Origin of the sequence: Streptomyces sp. TRM64462 (genome assembly GCF_013362995.1) — a bacterium.
GTDB lineage: Bacteria > Actinomycetota > Actinomycetes > Streptomycetales > Streptomycetaceae > Streptomyces.
In genome coordinates this window covers 1-20,322 of sequence record NZ_JABWDV010000236.1, presented here as the reverse complement: position 1 = coordinate 20,322, position 20,322 = coordinate 1, and the positions used below count along the sequence as shown (strand labels likewise).

At 70.4% G+C, this 20,322-nt stretch carries 11 protein-coding genes and 2 pseudogenes; 5 read left to right on the top strand and 8 right to left on the bottom strand.

What is annotated here, in order from left to right; all coding sequences use genetic code 11:
* Positions 1 to 113 precede the first annotated feature (113 nt).
* Positions 114 to 1,091: a fibronectin type III domain-containing protein gene (locus HTZ82_RS11150; protein WP_375540798.1), complete on the top strand. Its 978-nt coding sequence runs from the start codon at positions 114 to 116 to the stop codon at positions 1,089 to 1,091.
* Here the strand turns inward: HTZ82_RS11150 and HTZ82_RS11145 are convergent.
* The 6 genes from HTZ82_RS11145 to HTZ82_RS11120 all read right to left on the bottom strand — a co-directional run bounded on the left by HTZ82_RS11145 (position 1,088) and on the right by HTZ82_RS11120 (position 10,537).
* Entirely contained in the window at positions 1,088 to 2,917 is a 1,830-nt protein-coding gene (locus tag HTZ82_RS11145) for a DUF2075 domain-containing protein (RefSeq protein ID WP_254711780.1), read from the bottom strand. The two genes, HTZ82_RS11150 and HTZ82_RS11145, sit on opposite strands and share 4 nt — an antisense overlap.
* Before the next feature lie 221 nt (positions 2,918 to 3,138).
* Positions 3,139 to 3,426, bottom strand: coding sequence for a hypothetical protein (locus tag HTZ82_RS11140; protein ID WP_175409178.1), 288 nt, complete (start codon positions 3,424 to 3,426; stop codon positions 3,139 to 3,141).
* A 476-nt stretch (positions 3,427 to 3,902) separates the two neighbouring features.
* Complete coding sequence (locus HTZ82_RS11135) at positions 3,903 to 4,253, bottom strand: DNA methyltransferase (protein WP_175409177.1); 351 nt, start codon at positions 4,251 to 4,253, stop codon at positions 3,903 to 3,905.
* Between the two features lie 244 nt (positions 4,254 to 4,497).
* Positions 4,498 to 4,722, bottom strand: a complete 225-nt coding sequence (locus HTZ82_RS11130) for a hypothetical protein (protein WP_175409176.1) — start codon at positions 4,720 to 4,722, stop codon at positions 4,498 to 4,500.
* Between the two features lie 284 nt (positions 4,723 to 5,006).
* Positions 5,007 to 9,932 carry a DUF3320 domain-containing protein gene (locus tag HTZ82_RS11125; RefSeq protein WP_175409175.1) on the bottom strand — a complete coding sequence of 1,642 codons (4,926 nt, stop codon included), beginning with the start codon at positions 9,930 to 9,932 and terminating at the stop codon, positions 5,007 to 5,009.
* Between the two features lie 128 nt (positions 9,933 to 10,060).
* Positions 10,061 to 10,537, bottom strand: a complete 477-nt coding sequence (locus HTZ82_RS11120; RefSeq protein ID WP_175409170.1) for a hypothetical protein — start codon at positions 10,535 to 10,537, stop codon at positions 10,061 to 10,063.
* Here HTZ82_RS11120 and HTZ82_RS11115 point away from each other — a divergent pair.
* From HTZ82_RS11115 to HTZ82_RS11105, 3 genes and pseudogenes are all read left to right on the top strand, one after another.
* Positions 10,473 to 11,041: pseudogene (locus HTZ82_RS11115) on the top strand (BREX system ATP-binding domain-containing protein); the annotation flags it as partial. The gene HTZ82_RS11120 and the pseudogene HTZ82_RS11115 sit on opposite strands and share 65 nt — an antisense overlap.
* Positions 11,038 to 13,172: pseudogene (locus HTZ82_RS11110) on the top strand (DEAD/DEAH box helicase). The pseudogenes HTZ82_RS11115 and HTZ82_RS11110, both read left to right, overlap by 4 nt.
* Before the next feature lie 61 nt (positions 13,173 to 13,233).
* A complete protein-coding gene (locus HTZ82_RS11105; protein ID WP_175409174.1) occupies positions 13,234 to 16,695 on the top strand; it encodes a DEAD/DEAH box helicase in 3,462 nt (1,153 codons plus the stop codon).
* A 95-nt stretch (positions 16,696 to 16,790) separates the two neighbouring features.
* Here HTZ82_RS11105 and aceB read toward each other — a convergent pair whose 3' ends face one another.
* Together aceB and HTZ82_RS11095 are read right to left on the bottom strand one after the other, a co-directional pair.
* Entirely contained in the window at positions 16,791 to 18,413 is a 1,623-nt protein-coding gene (gene aceB / locus HTZ82_RS11100; protein WP_175409173.1) for a malate synthase A, read from the bottom strand.
* A 228-nt stretch (positions 18,414 to 18,641) separates the two neighbouring features.
* Positions 18,642 to 19,277 (bottom strand): NTP transferase domain-containing protein, encoded by a 636-nt coding sequence (locus HTZ82_RS11095; protein ID WP_175409172.1) that lies wholly within the window; start codon positions 19,275 to 19,277, stop codon positions 18,642 to 18,644.
* A gap of 133 nt (positions 19,278 to 19,410) precedes the next feature.
* Here HTZ82_RS11095 and HTZ82_RS11090 point away from each other — a divergent pair.
* A partial coding sequence (locus HTZ82_RS11090) for a serine/threonine-protein kinase (protein WP_175409171.1) occupies positions 19,411 to 20,322 on the top strand: 912 nt, incomplete at its 3' end.

The following is a 20,322-nucleotide window of genomic DNA, read 5'->3' as shown; positions in this document are numbered from 1 at the left end:
CCACGGCGCGAATTCCGCAGCAACCCTGCATAAGGGCCCCGGCCCTTGAAGGTCCGGCCGTGCTGTGCCATACAGGTCTGGACCAGTTGCCGCCGTACGCCGGAGGTCCGACAGTGCACCGTCGCCCCACCGCTCGCGCGCCACTGGCCGCCCCGGCGCTCTGCATCGCCGTCCTGGTGCTCACCACCGCCTGTCAGGCGGCGGCTCGGACCCAGGAGGACTCGCGGCCGCCCTCCGCGCCCACCGGTGTGACCGCACAGGCGGGCAGCGCCACGTCCGTGCACGTCATGTGGGAACCCGCGAGCGACGACACGGCCGTCACAGCCTACGAAGTGTTCCGCGACGGCCGCAGGGTCACGATCGTGCCGGGCTCCCGCACCATGGTGGACGTCGACGGCCTCCCACCCGCCACCACGCACCGCTTCACCGTCACGGCCCGCGACGCCGCCGGCAACCACTCGGCGCACAGCGCCCCGGCCACCGCCGCCACCCACGCCGTGAGCCCCGACGACCGCACCCCGCCCACCGCCCCCACTGCCGTACGCGGCACCGTGGAGGGCGCCCGTGCGGTCACCCTCACCTGGAAACCCGCCACGGACGACATAGCCGTCACGGCGTACGACATCTACCAGGAGGACCACCGCGTCCACAGCGTCACCGCCCCGGCGACCACGGCCCGCCTCGCCGCGCTGCGCCCCGGCACTGTCTACAGCTTCACGGTCCGTGCCCGCGACGCCGCCGAGAACTCCTCGCCCGACAGCGTCCCCGTCGACCTGACCACCGTGCCCGGCCCCGGTGACAGCGTGTCCACCGCACCCACCGCTCTCACTGCCACGCCCAGCCCCGGCGAGATCACCCTCATCTGGACCCCGCCCCGCACCGGCGCGCCCGTCAAGGAACATCAGCTTTACCTGAACGGCGAGTTCGCCACCACCATCGTCTGGGGTGGCCCGCCGCCCACGGGGCCGGCCACCTACACCTTCACGGTCACCGAACCACCCGGCACCCGCTACAGCGTCAAACTCCGCGCCCGCCTCCCCGACGGGACCTGGGGCGACTTCTCGGCGCAGCGGACGGTGGCGGTGCGTTAGACCATCGCGGCCAGGTGTGGGGCGGAGACCAGCTCACTGAGCTTCTGCCGCGTCTCCGCGTCGGTGGAGTAGATGACCGTTCCCATCATCCCGCGCGTCAGGAGCACCTTGTATGTGTGTCGGATCAGCAGGTCGACATCCGAGTCGGGTGTGGACCGCTTGAAGGCCGGGTCCTTGGATGCGTCCCGGTTCACCACCCAACGCTCTCCGCGCCAGACGAGGTCGGGTCCGACGATGACGCCGCTCCAGTCGTACTCGAAGCCCTGGGCCGTGTAGACGCAACCGACCTGCCCGAAGCCGGCGGGGTCGGTGGCCCAGAGAGCGGAGGGAGGCGCTCCGGCGACCCCGCGGTCACCGTAGACATTCCAGGGGCGTTCCCAGTCGCCGATCACCACGTCGTTGGGCAGGGGCGCGCCCGGACGCGTCTCCTTGGACCACTTCCAGCAGAAACCCGCCGAAATGCGGGCACCGTATCCGGAAGCTCGTTTGTGCTCGAGGAGATCCTCCATCTCCTGGGGCGTCTCGGCGACGAGCACCTCCATCTTCCCGTCGGGCTCCCACGTCTGTGGGCCGCCCTCTTCAAGATCCAGCAGCCGCAGCACCCACTGCAGGTAGGCATCGCTTCCACCGCAGCGGAACTGGCTGTCCAGCTCCACCACCGTGCAGGGCAGCCCCTTGGCGGAGGCAGCGTCACGGATCTCCTTCACGCTGCCCATCTCGCCCGGGCGCACCACCTGATGCTGGTCCAGCAGGAACACGGGCACCCGTGCGGCGTCGATAAGCTCCTCTACCTGGGGCTTGTCGCTGCGATGGGCCGCGGGCGTGTACCGGTTCGCGGAGGTCTTCCTCATCCGGTGCGCCTCATCGCACACGATGACGTCCAAGGCGTTGCGCTCCGCGGTCATGAAGCTGTTGAAGTACTTGAAAAGATCCTGCACTTCACGCTTCCGTGCACCCGCGACCTTGCGCATCGTCTTGGTGAACGACTGGGAACCGGTGGCGTGTATCGCGGTCCGCCCCTGTCGGTAGAGCTCACCGAGCAGGGACAGCGCGATCACGCTCTTGCCGGTGCCGGGACCGCCGGTGACGACGACGACCTCTTTCCGGTCGGCCTGAGCCGCCTTGCGCACGGCACGCATCACCGTCTCGTACGCGACCCGCTGCTCGTCGAGCAGGACGAACTGCTCGCGCTCGCGCACCTCCTGAGCGGCGACAGCCATGAGCTGCTTGGACGGCGCGATCTTCCCGGCGAGCAACTCGTCGGCCGCGGCAGCGCCGTTGACCGGGGAGAGCCGCTCCTGGAGGAAGCGGATGAAGGCGCCTCGGCGCTCTTCGCTGAAGAGGCGCCCACGCTCGCTCTCGCCCACCTCGGCGAGGCCGGTGATGCCGAACTCCGTCGCGTTGTGCAGGTAGGCGGCGCCTGCGATGCGACCAGGGTGACCTGCGAGGGCACCGTTGAAGGAGACGAGGTAGTCGCAGTACCCACGGACCTGCTCGACGGGGTTGAGCACGGGGCGCGTGTACGTGTCGACGCGGCAGAGGAGCGGCTCGTCCTCCTCCGGTGCCGCCTGGCTCCACTGCTTGAGCTCGACGACGACGTAGGACGGCTCGCCGGTACGGGGGTGAATCCCGGCCAGTACGGCGTCCGCCCGCTTGCTGGTCAGCGGCAGTCCGTACTCCATCAGAATCGTGACATCGCCCAGCCCGGCCTCCAGCAGCACGCTCATCAGTGCCGGAAGGCTTCGCTCCCAGGAGCGGACCTCGGAGGCTCCGGGCTTGTGTCCGTGGTCGTGGACGAACTGCTCCGTCAGACGCAGGGACAGCATGCCGCTCAACCCTTGAGCGGCGGCCATGGAGACGGAATCACGAATCAAGGCAGACTCCCGGGCAGCGCGATATGAGGCGTGCGGGTGGAGGCGTGTCCTGACAAGGAAGCCCGGCGGGCCGCATGAGTGATGACGAGAACACTATCCCGGTGTTCATGGGAGGTCCTTCGGAGGGAGAGGGTCCCCGGACGTGACCGTCCGGGGAAGCCCGCGTGGATCGGTTACCGGCGGCGCAGCGTGAACAGCGCGCGCAAAAGGCTGCCGAACTGACTGATGATCTGCGGCCGGTGTGATGAGCGTGTGTTCGCCAGCGCGATCTTGAACATGCTGCGAGCCGTGGCGCAGTACACGATGAAGCACACAGCGCCAGCGATGATCAAGGAGCCGACGACGACGGAGCTCGAAAGAGAGGAAAGCACGATTGCACCCTTGGAGTAGGTCCCGGAAAACCAGGGAGAAAGAACGTTTCTGCCGACCTGAAAGTGAAAAATGGCCAGAAAAGGCCCCATGTCAGGTTGTGGTGCGCGAGAAACCTTCTGTGTCCACGTCGACGCCGGCGACTGCGGTGTGGGTTGGCGGGAGGTGGGGTTCCCTGGGTGCGGGAAGGGTGGTGCTTCGAGACGCGAGCACGCGTACTCTCCTTGCGGTTTGGGGGGTCTGACCGATGTCGGTAGTCCCGGCGGGTTCCGTGGAGCAGGTCCATGATCCTATACGGTCGGTGACCGCTTTGGCCAGAGTTTTCTTGAAGCTGCTGCTGAAGGCCCGTACGCCGGAAGCGCCGAGACAGGGTCACCGCCAGGAGACTCGCGCCGTGAGGCGCGCCGATGAACGCGGAGGTCGCAACGGTGACGGCAGCTGGTACGCCTTCGGGACCCAGGCCCGTGCCGCCGCGCAGGGAGCACTGGTTCCAGCCCCGCCGCTCCAGTTACAGCTGGGAGCAGGACGGCCTCGACCACATCCGGCAGCTCATGCCGAAAGCCGAGCCCTACCGGGCGTGGGCGACGTTCTCCTTCACCGCCGCGTCCGGCCGCACCAACGTGTGGGCGACCTGTTCATCGCGGTCCTCGGCGGGCTCTCCCGCCTTCAACACAGCTACCAGCAGCCGGAACCGGGCAATGGCTACCGCGAACGGGTTCTTGTCGCAGCCGTGGACCGAGTCCAGGGACCGGCGGACCAGCGCCCAGTCGTTCGTGCCCGGTTCGGCCTCGTGCCACTTCGCCAGCAGGCGCTGGAACATGCCCAGCAGGAAGTGGCCGGAGCCGCAGGCCGGGTCGATGCAGCGGAGGCCGTGGACAACCGGGCGTCGCCCTGGTAGCCCGCCGGCTTGTGCTTCCACGCCGGCGCCAGGCCGAACTCCTCGACGGCCGGCTCAAGCGTCAGGTCGAGGATGAACTCCTCCACGCACTCCGGAGTCTGCAGCAGCCCGTACGTCTTCCGAGCGTGCTCGCTCGGGTCCTCGTACAGGTCGCCCAGGAAGCGCGTGTCCAGGTCCTCGTCCGTGAAGTCGTGGACGATCTCGCCGTTCGCGCCCCGGGTGCGCCAGAATCCGAGTAGGGCAGTCGCCGCCTCGTACGACGGGGTCAGCTCCCACAGGGCGTTGTGGTGGGGTCGAACAACCCCGCGACCGCCTTGTGCGTGGGCGCGAGCGCGTCGAAGGACGCGATCAGACAGTCTCGGTCGTTCAGTTCCGGGTGCTCGCGGAAGAACGCCGCCTGGCGGTCCTCCGCGTCCGCGAGGCGCTCGTCCGGGCCCGCGATGTACGGGTCCTCGATCAGTTCGTTGTCCTCGCAGAAGCGGACGAACACCGTCGCCAGGATCCAGGCCGCCGCGGCCTGCGTGACCCGTTCGTCGTGCCACGCACCGTACGTGGCGGCCGTACGGTTCGCTTGGCGGGCCGCCTCGTACTCGCTCTCCAGGTCGGCGCGGCACTCGTCGACCGACTCGGTGCGCGCCCGGAGGTCGTCCTCCAGGGTGGTGACCGCTTGCGCAGGTCCTTCAGCAGTGCGGCCTTGTCCACCTGTGCGCCCTCTCTCCGTAACCCGGAACCCATCCCGTACCCACCCACCTACCTACCGTCCATCCTGGCAGCTCAGCGACTGTGGCCGGACCGATCGCCCGCATCCTTCGGCACCGCGCTGATGCGGTCCGGGTCGCCCTGCAGCCTGCCTCGGCCCAGCAGCTCCGCGATGTCGGTCTCCAGGTAGCCACGGATCTCGTGGCCCCGCCGCTTCCAGCCGAAGAAGTCGCACGCCTGCTTGATCAGCTCGTCCTCCGACATACCAGGGCATTCCAGAGCAAGCTCGTACAGTGCCCGTCGTCGCTCCGCGGGGGCAATCTGGATCACCGTTCGGGGCTTGTCCCCGTCCTGCGGGTGTCGGGCCCGCCCCACCGCGCGCTGCGCCACGTCGTAGAAACCGCCGTTGAGGGAGAACTTCCCCGTACGGGCCAGGGCCTCGGCCACCGCCCGTACGTTGTCGCGGATGCGGTTGCCCGCCCTCGTCACGCCCCAGGCCTCGCGGGCCCGCTGAATGAGCAGGTCCTCGTGGATGGGACCCTCCGTCTCGATGATCTGTTGCAGGGCCTTTCGCAGGGCCGGGCGTGCCTCCGCCGTGTGGAGTTCGTGACTCGGTCGCACCTCGACCGGGCTCGTGCGGTACGGGGCGGCCCACTGCCGCTGCGTCGTCGTGTCCACCGGGACCCGCTCGTACTCGATCTCCGTCGACGTGCGGGCGGCAGGGATCATGGCCGTCGTCGGCTCCGGCTCCCTGGTGTCGACAGCGACCGGCTCACGCGGCGGCGTGACCGGAGCCGGTCCCAGCGGGCCCATCGCGATCGCCTGCTCCACCGCCTCCTTCAGCCGCAGTTCCGCCGCCGCACGGCCCCGGTACCAGTCCGTGCCCCAGATGCGGTGCAGCCGCCAGCCCAGTCCGACCAGGACCTGCTCCCGCAGCCGGTCGCGGTCGCGGGCCGCCTTGGAGGAGTGGTACATCGCGCCGTCGCACTCGATGCCGAGGGCGTACGCGCCGGGCAGCTCGGGGTGGCGTACGCCGAGGTCGATGCGGTAGCCGGCGACGCCGACCTGCGGCTGGACCGTGTAGCCCCAGTCGCGGAGCACCGCCAGCACGGACTCCTCGAAGGGGCTGTCCGGCTCGGCGTCGCCCTGTGTCACGTCCCTGGCGAGGACGGCGGGGCCGTTCTCCGCGTATTCCAGGTACCGCTTGAGGTGCTGGACGCTCTCGTTCGGGCTGTCCTTCAGCTGTGTGCCGCGGAAGGAGGCCACCACCTCCATGCGGTGGCGGGCGCGGGTGACGGCGACATTGAGGCGGCGCCAGCCGCCCGCCTTGTTGATCGGGCCGAAGTTGAGGCCGAGGGTGCCGTGCTCGTCGGGGCCGTATCCGACGGACATGATCATGACGTCTCGTTCGTCGCCCTGTACTGACTCCAGGTTCTTGACGAAGAAGCCGTCGAGTCGGTCCTCACTGAAGCAGTGGTCCAGGTCCGGGCGTCGGATCCGGGCCTGCTGCACGGCCTGGTCGATCGCCGCTGCCTGCGCCTGGGAGAGGGCGACGACACCGAGGGTGAGACCGGGGCGAGTGTCGAAGTGGTGGAGGACGCGCTGGGCGACGTACTCCGCTTCCAGGCGGTTGTCGCGGCGGCCGCCCTTGTCGTACACGCCGTCGGCGCGGAAGAAGGCGACGCCCACGTCGTTGCCCTCCTCCAGCGCGCCGGGGAAGGTGACCATCGAGTTGTCGTAGAACGAGCGGTTGCTGAAGGTGATCAGGTTCTCGTGGCGGCTGCGGTAGTGCCAGCGCAGCGGCAGCTCCCGCATGGCACCGGCCTTGCAGGCGTGCAGCAGCGACTCGAAGGAGTCCGGGACGTCCTCCGCGTACTCGTCGGTATCGTCCTCGACGGACGCGTCGAAGAACGAGGTGGGCGGCAGCTGCTTGTCGTCGCCGGCGACGACCACGCTGCGGCCCCGGTAGATGCAGTTGACGGCGTCGCTGGGTCGGACCTGGGAGGCCTCGTCGAAGATGACGACGTCGAAGTGGAAGTCCGCCGGGAGGAACTGGCTGACCGTGAGGGGGCTCATCATGAAGCAGGGCTTGATCGCGTGGACGACCTCACGGGTCCTGCCGAGGAGTTGCCGCACAGGCATGTGGCGGGTCTTCTTCACGGCCTCCCTGGTGATCACGGCTCCGGCTCCGCCCACGAAGCTGCGGGGACGGCGCTTGTTGCACGCTTCGATCACCGCGCGCCCCGCCGCCTCGATCAGATTGCGGTCGGCCTCCTGGAAGTCCGCGACACGCGCGTCGAGGTCCTCGGAGCGGGTCGTGCGCAGGCGCTTGTCGGTGGCGAGGATGTCGTCGGCCCATGAGCGGAGCAGTGCCTGCTCGGTAACGTCCGGGAGCCGCTCGGGGTCGGTGCCGCGTTCGGCCGCGCCCGCGACGATGTAGGCGGCGCCGTGGCGGGACAGGACGGCGAGGCCGTCGCGGTAGGTCTGCCACTCCTCGGGGCCCTGTGGGTCGGCGAGCAGGGAGTCCAGCACCTCCTGGGCCTGCTCGAACGTGCCGAGGAGCGAGGCGGAGAGCTGGGCCTTCCGTGACGTGTCGAACAGGTCCAGCAGCGCGGCGGCGGCGTCGGACCAACGGTCCAATCGTCGGCCGGCGATGGCGCACCAGTCGCCGGTCGAGCGGCGTACGTTCTCGGCCAGCGTCGTCGCCAGCTCGTCCGGGTCCGCGTCGGCGGCGAGGTGGTCGGCCAGCCCTGCGCGCTGTGCGGCGGCGGGGGACAGCTGCGCGATGCGGTCGGCCGTCGACAGCGCCTGTTCGAGGGACCGCAGGTCTTCCGCGCTCCTTGGGGTGTACGGCGCCAGGAGCTCGGCGTGGTCGTCCGCGAGGCGCTTCACCTCCGCGGCTGCCTGCTGCCAGGTCAGGGCGTGCTGGAGGCGCGTGGGGAGCGCCTTGTTCCAGGTGCCGGAGTGGGTGAGGGTCGCCGCGGCCTTGCGGTCGGCCCTGTACTGAGCGGTCAGGCGGGCCAACAGGCCGTGGTCCTTGAATCGGCTGACCAGCCCGGGGAGGTCTTCCGCTGCCAGGACCTGCTCGCCGAACACGTCCTCGGCGGCCTCGCGGGCTTCCGTCTGGGCTGTCAGCGCCGCCCGCAGCTCCGCTGCCGCCTCGTGCGCCCGGCCCAACGTGTCGGCGGCGAACCAGGATCGCGGAGGGCGGTGGGCCTCGCGCGCCAGGTCGGTGAGTTCGCAGAGGACGAACGCCGCCTCCGGGTCTTCCCCGTACGGCATGCCGAGGAGGTCTGCGAGCTGCTTCACCCACGCCGAGACGTCCTCCGGCAGGGCGGCGTCCTGCGGGGTGTCCGTCTGCGGGAGCCGGTAGCCGAGGGACCGTACGGTCTGCTGAAGGGCCCGGGCCGTCGGCGGCTCGTCCTGCGCTGCGGCGAAGGGGCGGCGCCCGATCGCGGTCCGTACGCCGGCGAGGGCGTCCGCTGCTTCGGCCAGCACCTGCTGCGGGGCGGTTCCGGTCAGCCCCCGCCATACGAAGGCGTCCCCTTCGGCCGCGGGGCGCCAGGCGCGGCTGATCGACCTGGCCGCCGTGATGACGTTCTGCAGGGCCCCGGCGCTCAGTTCGCGTACCGCCTGCGCGTGCTGCGCCGCCAGCGGCAGCACGGGCGTGTCGGCTCGCTCCAACTGGATCAGGCGCCCCAGGACGTCGTGCAGGGAGCGCCCGAGCGGGTCCCGCGTCTGGTTCATGGCGGCTGCGTAGGCGGAGAGTTGCTTGCGGAGCCTGCGGGCCTGCTCCAGTTCGTGCTCGGCGGCTCCGGTGACACGGGCCTCGGTGGTGAGGACCCTGTTCAGTTCCTCGGCGACGGCCTTCTTGCTCGTGTCACCACTGTGGAGCGCCATGACGAAGTCGCCGAGCCCGACACCGCGGAGCCGGTTGCGTACGACATCGAGCGCGGCGGCCTTCTCACTGACGAAGAGCACGGTGCGCCCGGCGTGCATCAGCGCGGCGATCATGTTGGTGATGGTCTGGCTCTTACCGGTGCCGGGCGGGCCGCTCATCACGAAGGAGCGTCCGTCGAGGGCGGCGCTCACACACTGTCGCTGCGACGCGTCGGCATCCAGGACCAGAGGCGTCGTCTCGGGCGCCTGGATCTTGTCGATGCGGTCCGGGTCCGGGGGCTCGAAGCCGATGACATCGTCGGGCAGACCGGCGTCGGGCCCGAGGGCGACGGCCCTGACCAGTGGATGGCTCAGGATCCGTTCTTCGTTCTGCTGGAGATCCTGGTACATGGCCTCCCGGTGGGAGGCGAACAGGCCGAGGACTGTCCGCTCCTCGACCGCCCAGCCCTTCTGCTTGACCGCGACCGCGCGTGCGGCGGACACGACCTCGGCCACGCTGGAGACGTCCGTGTCGGTGACGGCGCTCCAGTCCACACCCAGTCGTTCCAGCTTCACCGCGAGGGCGGGGTTGTGCATGGAGTCCTGGTTCTCGGCCCGATGCAGGCGGTAGCGCCGGTCGCTGTCCCTGCGCAGCTCGACCGGTACGAGGAGCAAGGGCGCCGAGCTGGCCTCGTACGCGCCCTCCTCCCGCCAGTCCAGCATGCCGACGCCCAGCCACAGCACCCACAGGCCATAGTCGTTGAAGGTCTGAGCTGACTTCTGGCGCAGGTGGTAGAGGGAGGCGTTGAGCGCCGGCTGGCTGGTCTTCTGCGTCACGAGCCCTGGGCCTGTGGGCCCTTGGGAAAGGCGTACGTCGCCGTCTGTGCCGTCGTCTTCGCCGATTGGGGCGAACCGCCAGCCGCGCGTGAGACCGTTCAGCAGTTCGGTGGCTTCCGGCGAGGTCAGCTCGAGCGTCGCTGTCTTGGTGTGGCGGAAGTTCAGCAGCCGGTTGCGCCCGCCCATGTCGATCAACGAACTGCGCCAGCCGTCCAGCACGGTTTTCAACCGGTCCAGCCCGGGGTCGCTCGGTCGAGAGGAGACGGTTTGGCGCTGGCTGGGCATGTGGTGAGGACCTCCTGAGCAGTACGCCGGGGGACCCTCGTCCGGCGAGCACCCCGAAGATGTCTGCTTATCAGTCCGCGCGCCGCGACACGCCAGAGATCAACAAGCCGATACGCACACGTTGCCGACTATGCCGCGCGTCCCTGCCGAAGTCCCTTCAGGAAAAGGGAGTCGAGCACGGCCCACTCCGTCGCCCGGTCGACGACCTCGACCGTGCGGCCGTCGAGGGAGGGAGTCTGCTTGGGGTCCTCCATCGGACAGAGCCACCACAGGCCGTGCGGTGTCTGAGCCGGGCGTCGCGCCGCCTGCTGGAGGGCGACCAGCAGGTCGTGGCCACCGCCGTCGAAGTACCGTGCCAGGAGCCCGGTGTTGTGGACGAAGAGCACCGACTTCGGTCCCGCCGCCTCGGCGAGCTCGACGAAGTAGTCGGCCAGACGGTCGTTGACCCGCTGGACGTACGACCGCAGGCCCGGCTTCAGTTCGCCGCTCGCCGTGAACGCGGCGTCCGCGCGCAGCACCTTGTGCCACCCCGTGCCCAGCTCGTCGGCCAGGGAGCGGAAGGCGTGCAGGAACTCGGTATTGAAGTTGCTGGACGAGATCGACACCGGTCGCTTCCCAGGCCTCTTCCTGGTGATCACGGGCACGCCGGCGTTCTACGACGGGCAGCAGGGCGTCCAGAGACTGGCTCCGCTCGCTCAGCGCCTGGCCACCGACTTCACCACCGATCCCCGCTTCGACTCCCCCCCCCGGGCGGTGCAACTCCGGCTCCCCGGCTTCGACCTGCCCAGGCTCGGCGAACTGGGCCGAAGCGTCCGCGACCTGCACGCGGGGGCTGCCCGCGACCCGGAAAAGATCAGCGCGCGGGTGGACGACGCGTACGTCGCCGAGCTGGCCCAGGCGGTGACGGGAGGACTCGGCGGCAAGGTCGGGGTGGCGCGCCCAGGCTCTTTCTGCGCAAGCTCGTCGCGGACGTGCTCGACCGCGTCGACGAGTTCGAGGAGTTCGATCGGCGCGTGCACTATGCGCTCACGGTGTCCAGCGCCGAACTCAACGAGGTCGAGCGGAACGCGGCGGCCGACGCCGACGACATCGCCCTGGACCTTCCGTGACCGCCATCGACGACCTTGACCCGGTCCTCACCCACCACATCGTCAACTCCCTCGGCTGGAAGGGCCTGCGGTCGTTGCAGGAGGCGGCCGTCGCCCCCCTGACCGTGGGGGGGAGGACGCCATCCCCCTGGCTCCGACAGCGGGCGGGAAGACCGAGGCGGCAGTGTTTCCCCTGCTGTCGAGGATGAGCCGGGAGGCATGGCAGAACACGTCCGTGCTTACGTGTGCCCGCTGAAGCACTCCTCAACAACCTGCTGCCGCGGCTGGAGACGTACACGGGATGGCTCGGAGGCAGGCGGCTCTCTGGCACGGGGACGTCACCGCGGGCAACCGCAAGCGGATCCTCGCCGACCGTCCCGACGTGCTGCTCACCACGCCGGAGTCCCTGGAGACGATGCTCGTCAGCACGAACGTCGACCACAGGAGCTTCTTCTCCGGCCTGCGGACCATCGTCGTGGACGAAGTGCACGCCTTCGCCGGGGACGACCGGGGCTGGCACCTGCTCGCCGTACTCGAGCGCCTGCAGAAGACCGTCGGCCGCACCGTGCAACGAGTGGGACTGTCGGCCACCGTGGGCAACCCGGAGGAGCTTCTCCGCTGGCTGCAGGGCTCGGGCGCCGGCAAGCGGGCGGCGCGCGTGGTCGCGCCGCACCTGGACGACCGGTCCGCGCGTGACCCCGCGTCCACGGCACCGCCGCCAGGCGACATCCAGCTCGACTACGTCGGCTCGGTGGACAACGCCGCCACCGTCATCTCCGCCCTGCACCGCGGTGAGAAGCGGCTGGTGTTCTGCGAGTCGCGGCGCATGGTGGAGGAGCTGGGGCAGAAGCTCCGGCTGCGCGGCGTCACCACCTTCCTCTCACACGCGTCCCTCTCACTGGACGAGCGACGCCGAGCCGAGCAGGCCTTCGCCGAGGCCAGGGACTGCGTCATCGTCTCCACCAGCACCCTGGAGCTGGGGATCGACGTCGGAGACCTCGACCGGGTCATCCAGATCGACGCCCCGGGCAGTGTCGCCTCCTTCCTGCAGAGGCTCGGCAGAACCGGCCGCCGGCCCGGCACGACCCGCAACTGCCTGTTCCTGGCGCTGGACGAGGACGGTCTGCTGTCGGCGGCCGGCATGCTGCTGCTGTGGTCCCGGGGCTGGGTCGAGCCGGTCGCAGCACCACAGGATCCCCGCCATATCGTCCCCCAGCAGCTCCTCGCGCTCTGTCTGCAGGAACCCCGCGTCGGCGACCGGCTGTGGCGCGAGTGGTGGAACGACCTGGGGCCCTTCGGAGAGCCGGCCGAGCCCGTCCTGCGCCATCTCGTGGACCAGGGGTACCTGGACCAGGACGGCGGCATGCTCTTCGTCGGCCCTGAGGCGGAACGCCGCTTCGGCCACCGGCACTTCATGGGACTCACGGCCGTCTTCACCGCCGCTCCGCAGTTCACGGTGTTCCACGGTCGCGCCGAGATCGGCCGCACGGATCCCGATCTGCTCACCGAGGAGATCCAGGGCCCGCGCAAGCTGCTGCTCGCCGGCCGCAGCTGGCTCGTCACGTACATCGACTGGCGCCGCAAGCGGTGCTACGTCGAGCCGACCGACAGCGGAGGCAAGGCCAAGTGGACGGGGCTCGGCTTCCTCCGAGCGACCTCCTTCGAGCTGACCAGAGCCGTACGGGAGGTGCTGCTCGGCACCGACCCGCCGGTCAAGCTGACGAAGAGGGCCGTCACGTCCCTGGCCGAGGCGAGGGAACACTTCATCGATGCGGTGCACCCGGGCGGAACTCTCATCACGCTGCACAGCGGAGGGCACGCACGATGGTGGACGTGGGCCGGGCACCGCGCCAATGCCACGCTCGCCGCGTCGCTCGGCACGGTCACGGTGCCGGGGCAGCGGATCAACGACTGCTGGATCAGGCTGCGGGAGGGCCTCACTCCGCAGGTGTGGAAGGAGGCCGTCACAGACGCGGCCGGGCACCTTTGCCTGCCCGAGATCGACGCCCGCGCGGTGAAGGGGCTGAAGTTCGCCGAAGCACTTCCGCCTCGGCTCGCGGAGGCGACCCTGGCGGCGCGGTTCGCCGATCTGGGAGGCGCCGGGACGGTTCTCGACGAGCCGGTCAGGTTCGTGGCCGATTTCGCTTCCTGACGCCGGTTGTTGCTGGTTGAGTTGATCGTTCGTAGAACACCACGCGAGGGGGACGGGCTGGATGGCGGCGCGGAGTGAGCGGCAGCGTAGGGCCGACATCGTGCGCTACTGGCGGGCCGTGGAGATGTTCAGCCCGCAGAAGGTGGACAAGGTCGCCCCGGCGAGGGGAATGTACGCCGTCGACGCGGGCCGGCCGCTGCCGTGGGAGCCGGGCCATCCCGTGCGGCGGCGCCCACCAGGCCGCAACATGGTGTGGCAGCACACCGTCTACTGCGGGGTCTACGCCGTCTCGGCCGTACGGGACGTCCTCATCGACGTCTTCGGCGGCAGCGAGGAGGACCACGAAGGGCGCCTCGACGGGGACACCGCGCTGCTCGCTTTCGACGTCACGGATGACGGTCTTCTCGTACAGGACTCGATCACGTTCTCCGCCTGCGCGTGGGCCACGGGCCGCAGCCGAAAGCCGGGCCCCGGCGCGAGGGGCTGGCTCGACGGCTTCGAGGACGAGGCCGAGGCGTGCGAACGGGTCGTCCTCGACATCGGTGACGGCAAGCTGGAGATCACGGAGGTCGCGCCGACTCGGCGGCAGCGGCCCTTCGCCGGTCTGCTGTGCGAGATTGCGCTCGGCGCGGTCGGCGGAGCTGCGACGGCGGCCCTCGGGCCGGGCCTCGGCGACGTCGCGGCAGGGGCGGTGAGGGCGGCCCTGGACGCCGCGACCGACGGCTCACAGCGCGGACGACGGGATGCCGGCGCGACGCGCACCCCGAACCCCGATGACGGGGCACAGGCCGAAGAGCAGGAGGACGACGGTGCCGAAGGGCCGCCGAGGCTGGGCGAGAAGCCGCTGACCGTCCGGGACCTGTCCGCGGTCACTCGATGGGTCGCCGACCAGTTCGGGGTCACGGACGACCTCCGCCCCGAGATCGTCCGGGTGCAGAGCCGGGCCGTGTCACGTCGGAAGGCGGGCCGGTCGGGTGGCTCGGACTTCCTCAACAGCTTCATCGCGGCGGACCTCGGCCTCGTTGCCGGGAGGATCGCCCAGGAGGAGCCCGGGAAGGCCCTGCGGGACTACCTCACTGCCACGGTCTCTCTCCGCACGGCAACACGCGTCGATGTCAAGGAGGACACCTCCGCAGTGCTGCGGGGAGTGGAGCCGGCGCGGTTCCCGCTGGGGCGTTGGCCTGGAAAGAGCGAGCATCCACTGGTGCGGAGCCAGCAGTTCGCCGTGAACGCGATCATGCGTGAACTCGCCGACGGTGAAGGCCTGTACGCGGTGAACGGGCCGCCCGGAACAGGCAAGACCACGCAGCTGCGCGATCTCATCGCGGCCGTGCTCGTCCAGCGGGCGGAACGGCTGGCGGAGCTCTCCACCCCGGACGACGCCTTCACCGGCACCGTGTACCGCTGGCGGACCGGCGCGTACCAGCGATCGGTCCGCGCCTTGAAGCCCAGCCTGACCGGCCACGAGATGGTGATCGCCTCGGCCAACAACGGAGCCGTGGAGAACGTGTCCCTGGAGATCCCGGCTCTGGACTCGGTTGCCGAGGAATGGCAGGAACAGACCGCCTACTTTCCCGTCCAGGGACGTCTCATTCTTGACGGCGAACCCGCCTGGGGAGCCGTCGCCGCCAGACTCGGCAACAAGGGCAACCGCTCGGACTTCCGGGCCGCCTACTGGTTCGGGCCACCGCGCGAGGAGAGGGCGGAACGCGGCACCGGCATGCGGGAACTGCTGCGCGAAGCCGCCGAGCGCCGACCCGGCCCCGAGGCGTGGCGGCAGGCGGTCGCGGAGTTCCGACAGGCACGACGTACCGTCCAGACACTGCGGGACGAGCGTCAGCGCATCTGGGAGGCGCTTGTCGAAGCCGCCGGCATTCAGGACTCCGTCGACGCTGCACAGCGACGTGCGGCACAGGCCGAGAGGGACGTGGACACGCTGCGGGCGCCCGTCAGACAGGCCGCCGCCGACCGCGACTCCGCGAGGCGCCTGCTCGACGCGGCCGCAGCACACCGGGCCGAACACCACATGCGGCGGCCGGGCATCGCCAGCGGCATCTTCACCCTCGGCGCAGCACAGCGCGAGTGGCTGCAGGAGGACCGGACCCTGGCAGACGCCGAGGAATCTGCTCGACGCCGTTACGAGGACCACGAGCGTACGGCCGCGACCCAGGCACGGGCCGAGCACGCGGCGCGAGCGGCGCTGGACGAGGCGCGTGGGCTGCTGCGCACCCTTCAGCAGCGGCAGAGCCGCCTGGAGGGCATGGTCGCGGATGCCCTACGGCGGTGGGGCGCTCACATCCCGGGAGTCGAGGAGCAGGGGTTCCCCGGCCGTACGCGGGAGGACGCGGAGGAGCTGTCGTCGCCCTGGTCCGACGCGGAGTTCACGCGGGCCCGCACACGCCTCTTCATCGCGGCGATGGACCTGCACCGCGCTTTCCTGGAAGGCGCCGCGGACCGCATGCGCAAAAACCTCGACGCCGCCATGGACGTCGTCTGCGGAGACGCGCCGAAGACGCTGAGGGGTGAGGTGGTGCTCGCCGCCTGGCAGAGCCTGTTCCTGGCGCTTCCTGTCGTGTCGACGACGTTCGCGTCACTGGACCGCATGTTCACCGGGCTGGGGCCGGGAAGCCTCGGCTGGATGCTGATCGACGAGGCGGGGCAGGCGACGCCCCAGATGCCGGTCGGCGCTCTGTGGCGGGCGCGGAGGGCGGTCATCGTCGGAGATCCGCTCCAGCTCGAGCCCGTGGTGACGTTGCCGCACACCGGCCAGCAGGCGCTGCGGCGGACGTTCGGTGTGGACGAGGAATGGGCACCCTCCCGCACGTCCGCTCAGCGGGTCGCGGACCGGCTGAACCGGTACGGGACCTGGCTGCCGGGCCAGGAGGAACGGGTCTGGGTCGGTTCGCCCTTGCGCGTACACCGGCGCTGCGACGACCCCATGTTCACCATCAGCAACAGCGTCGCCTACGACGGACTGATGGTGCACGGCGTGCACCGGACGGACGAGTACGAGGTCGCTCGCCGCAGCGTCTGGTGGCCGGTGTCCGGTGGCAGAGCGCCGTTGGGCAAGTGGTGCCCCGACGAAGGGGACGTGGCGAAGGTGATCGTGCACCGTCTGGTCGACCGCGGGCTGGACCCGGAACGCGACCTGTTCGTCATCAGCCCGTTCCGGGACGTGGTCGCCGGACTGGGGCGCACCCTCTGCCGTGCCGTACCGCGCGACCGAATCGGCACGGTACACACCACCCAGGGCAAGGAGGCGGATGTGGTGCTCCTGGTCCTGGGGGCCGGAGGCGACAAGGCCGGCCCCCGGGCGTGGGCCGCCTCCGCACCCAACCTCCTCAACGTGGCGGTGAGCCGCGCGCGTCGTCGGCTGTTCGTCGTGGGTGACCACGAGGCGTGGCGCCGGCACCCGCACTTCGACGTGATGGCGGGGCAACTGCACCGCATGCCCGAGGAGGAGCGCGACACGATGCGGGCCATCGCACCCGCGGTGTTGCCGGAGCACTGCCGCTGCGGATGACGCGGCGGCCGGGTAGCCGCAGTGACGGCGCCGCCCCCTGCGCCGGCATGGCGGCGCAGGGGGCGGCGGGCGGTCGGGGATCGGCTGCTGTGCGGTCAGCCGATCAGCTGTTCGTACGCGGGGAGCGTGAGGAAGTCCGCGTAGTTCTCGTCCAGGGAGACCTTCAGGAGCAGGTCGTGGGCCTGCTGCCACCGGCCGGCCGCGAAGGCCTCGTCGCCCAGTTCGGCGCGGATCGCGGCGAGTTCCTCGGCGGCGACCTTGCGGGCCAGCTCCGGGGTGGCCGTCTCGCCGTTCTCGAAGACGACGCCCGCGTTGATCCACTGCCAGATCTGCGAGCGGGAGATCTCCGCGGTCGCCGCGTCCTCCATCAGGTTGAAGATGGCCACCGCGCCCAGGCCGCGCAGCCACGCCTCGATGTAGCGGATGCCGACCTGGACGGCGTTGCGCAGACCGTCGTAGGTGGGCTTCGCGTCGAGGGAGTCGATCGCGATCAGGTCGCCGGGCGCCACCGAGACGTCCTCGCGCAGGCGGTCCTTCTGGTTCGGCTTGTCGCCGAGCACCGCGTCGAAGGACGCCATCGCGATCGGGACCAGGTCGGGGTGGGCGACCCACGAGCCGTCGAAGCCGTCGCCGGCCTCGCGGTCCTTGTCGGCCTTGACCTTCTCGAAGGCGACCTTGTTGACCTCGGCGTCGCGCCGGGACGGGATGAACGCCGCCATGCCGCCGATCGCGTGCGCCCCGCGCTTGTGGCAGGTGCGGACGAGGAGTTCGGTGTAGGCCCGCATGAACGGGGCCGTCATCGTCACCGCGTTGCGGTCCGGGAGGACGAACTTGGCGCCGCCGTCGCGGAAGTTCTTGACGATGGAGAAGAGGTAGTCCCAGCGGCCGGCGTTGAGCCCGGACGCGTGGTCGCGCAGCTCGTAGAGGATCTCCTCCATCTCGTACGCCGCCGTGATCGTCTCGATGAGGACGGTGGCGCGGACGGTGCCCTGCGGGATGCCGACGTAGTCCTGCGCGAAGACGAAGATGTCGTTCCAGAGGCGTGCCTCCAGGTGCGACTCCGTCTTCGGGAGGTAGAAGTACGGGCCCTTGCCGAGGTCGAGCAGCCGCTTCGCGTTGTGGAAGAAGTACAGGCCGAAGTCGACCAGGGCGCCGGGGAGCGGCCGGCCGTCGAAGCGCAGGTGGCGCTCCTCCAGGTGCCAGCCGCGCGGGCGCATCACGACGGTGGCCAGTTCGTCGGCGGGCCGGAGCGCGTACGTCTTTCCGGTGCGCTCGTCGGTGAAGTCGATCCTGCGCTCGTACGCGTCGATCAGGTTGAGCTGGCCGAGGATCACGTTCTGCCACGTGGGGGCGGAGGCGTCCTCGAAGTCGGCGAGCCAGACCTTCGCGCCCGAGTTCAGCGCGTTGATGGTCATCTTGCGGTCGGTCGGACCGGTGATCTCCACCCGGCGGTCGTTCAGCGCGGCCGGCGCCGGTGCGACCTTCCAGCTCTCGTCCTCCCGGATCTGTGCGGTCTCCGGGAGGAAGTCGAGGGTGCTGGTGCGGGCGATCTCGGCGCGGCGCTCGGCGCGGCGGGCGAGGAGCTCGTCACGCCGCGGTGTGAACCGCCGGTGCAGCTCCGCCACGAAGGCCAGGGCGGCGTCGGTCAGGACCTCCTCCTGCCGGGGCAGGGGCTCGGCTTCGACGATGGCCAGCGGAGACGGCGCTGGTGCGGACATGAGCTGTCACTTCCTTCAGCGGGCTTGCGATGGCGAGAGGCAGGGTGGCACGGAGTGGCACCGAGTGCCGCGTGAGCTGGGGAGCGGTCGCGAGCGCCTTCTGGCTGCCAGCTGCTTCTGATCAGTGGATACTAGTTTCCTCATAGTGGAAGTTCAATGGTTTGTTGATGTCGAGATTCTTTGGGTCGACACAACATGGCTCTGGGTGCCGCGCCGTTCACGGGGCGTTCACTCCCTCCCCTCAAGGTGCGCCAGATCCGCCTCCGTGTCGATGTCGTACGGCTCCGCCACATCCCCGCACGGCACCAGCGTGATCTCCCGCTCGTGCGCCCGCAGGTAGGCGCGCGCGCCCCGGTCGCCCTCCGCGCTCGCCGCGACCTCCGCCCACCGGTCGGCGCCCAGCAGCACCGGGTGGCCGCGCTTCCCCGCGTACGAGGCCGCGGCCAGCGACCCGGGCCCCCGGTACGCCGCCGCCACCCGCGCCACCGCCTCGGCGCCGATGCCCGGCTGGTCCACCAGCGCCACCACCGCCGCGGACGCCCCCGTGCCCGCGAGGGACGCCAGACCCGCCCGCAGCGACGAGCCCATGCCCTCCTCCCAGTCCGGGTTGTCGACCAGTACGCAGCCCTCCAGCGATGCCCGCTCCCGTACGGCGCCGGCCGCGGCGCCCAGCACCACGTGCACCACCCGGCAGCCGCCCGCGCGCAGCACGCCCACCGCGTGCTCGACCAGGGGCCGGCCCCGGTGCTCCAGAAGCGCCTTCGGCCGCCCGCCGAGCCGCCGTCCGCCGCCCGCCGCCAGCAGCAGCCCGGCGATCACGGGCTCCGTGAGTGCCTTTCCCGCGTCTCCTCCTGTGGTTTCCATGAGGAGTGCATACCGCACACGCTCACGCGTGGAGCCGGGCCACCCCCCTTGGATAGGGTGCGGGTCCGGCGCAGAAGCGCCGTCGGCGTACGTCCTGTGCGCGCGTGAAATCCTTTTCAGGAGACATGGGTTGATGAGTGGTCCTAACCGTGGGGGAACGGTCTTCCAGCCGTTGGAGGAGGACGATCCGCGCGCAGTCGCCGGCTGCCGGCTGGCCGCCCGGCTGGGCGCCGGTGGCATGGGCAAGGTCTATCTGTCGTACACACCGGGCGGCCGGCCCGTCGCCATCAAGGTGATCAGGCCCGACTTCGCCCAGGACGCCGAGTTCCGCCGCCGCTTCGCCCAGGAGGTGCAGTCCGCGCAGCGCGTCCAGGGCCTCTACACGGCGCCCGTCATCGACGCCGACACCGACGCGCGCGAACCGTGGCTCGCCACCGCGTACGTCCCCGGGCCCTCGCTCGCCGACGCCGTGCAGAACCACGGGCCGCTGCCCGTCGACACCGTCCTGCTGCTGGTCGCCGGGATCGCCGAGGCCCTCCAGGTCATCCACGGCGCCGGCATCGTCCACCGCGACCTCAAGCCCGGCAACGTCCTGCTCGCCGCCGACGGCCCGCGCGTCATCGACTTCGGCATCGCCCGCGCCGCCGACGCCACCTCGCTCACCAGCAGCGGCGTCACCATCGGTACGCCGTCCTTCATGGCGCCCGAGCAGGCCGCGGGCAGCACGGTGACCCCCGCCACCGACATCTTCGCGCTCGGCCAGGTCGCCGCGTACGCCGCCGTGGGCAGCCCCGCGTTCGGCGAGGGCACCTCGCACGGCGTGCTGTACCGGATCGTCCACGAGGAGCCGAACCTCGACGGGCTCCCCGAGGAGCTGCGCGAGCTGGTCACCCGCTGCCTGGCCAAGGCCCCGGAGGACAGGCCCCAGGTCGCCGAGGTCCTGACGATGTGCCAGAACGCCAGCGACCAGACGGCGCTGCGCCGCCCGGACGAGTGGCTGCCCGGCGCGGTCGCCGCGGACATCACCACCCGCGCCGCCGCCCCC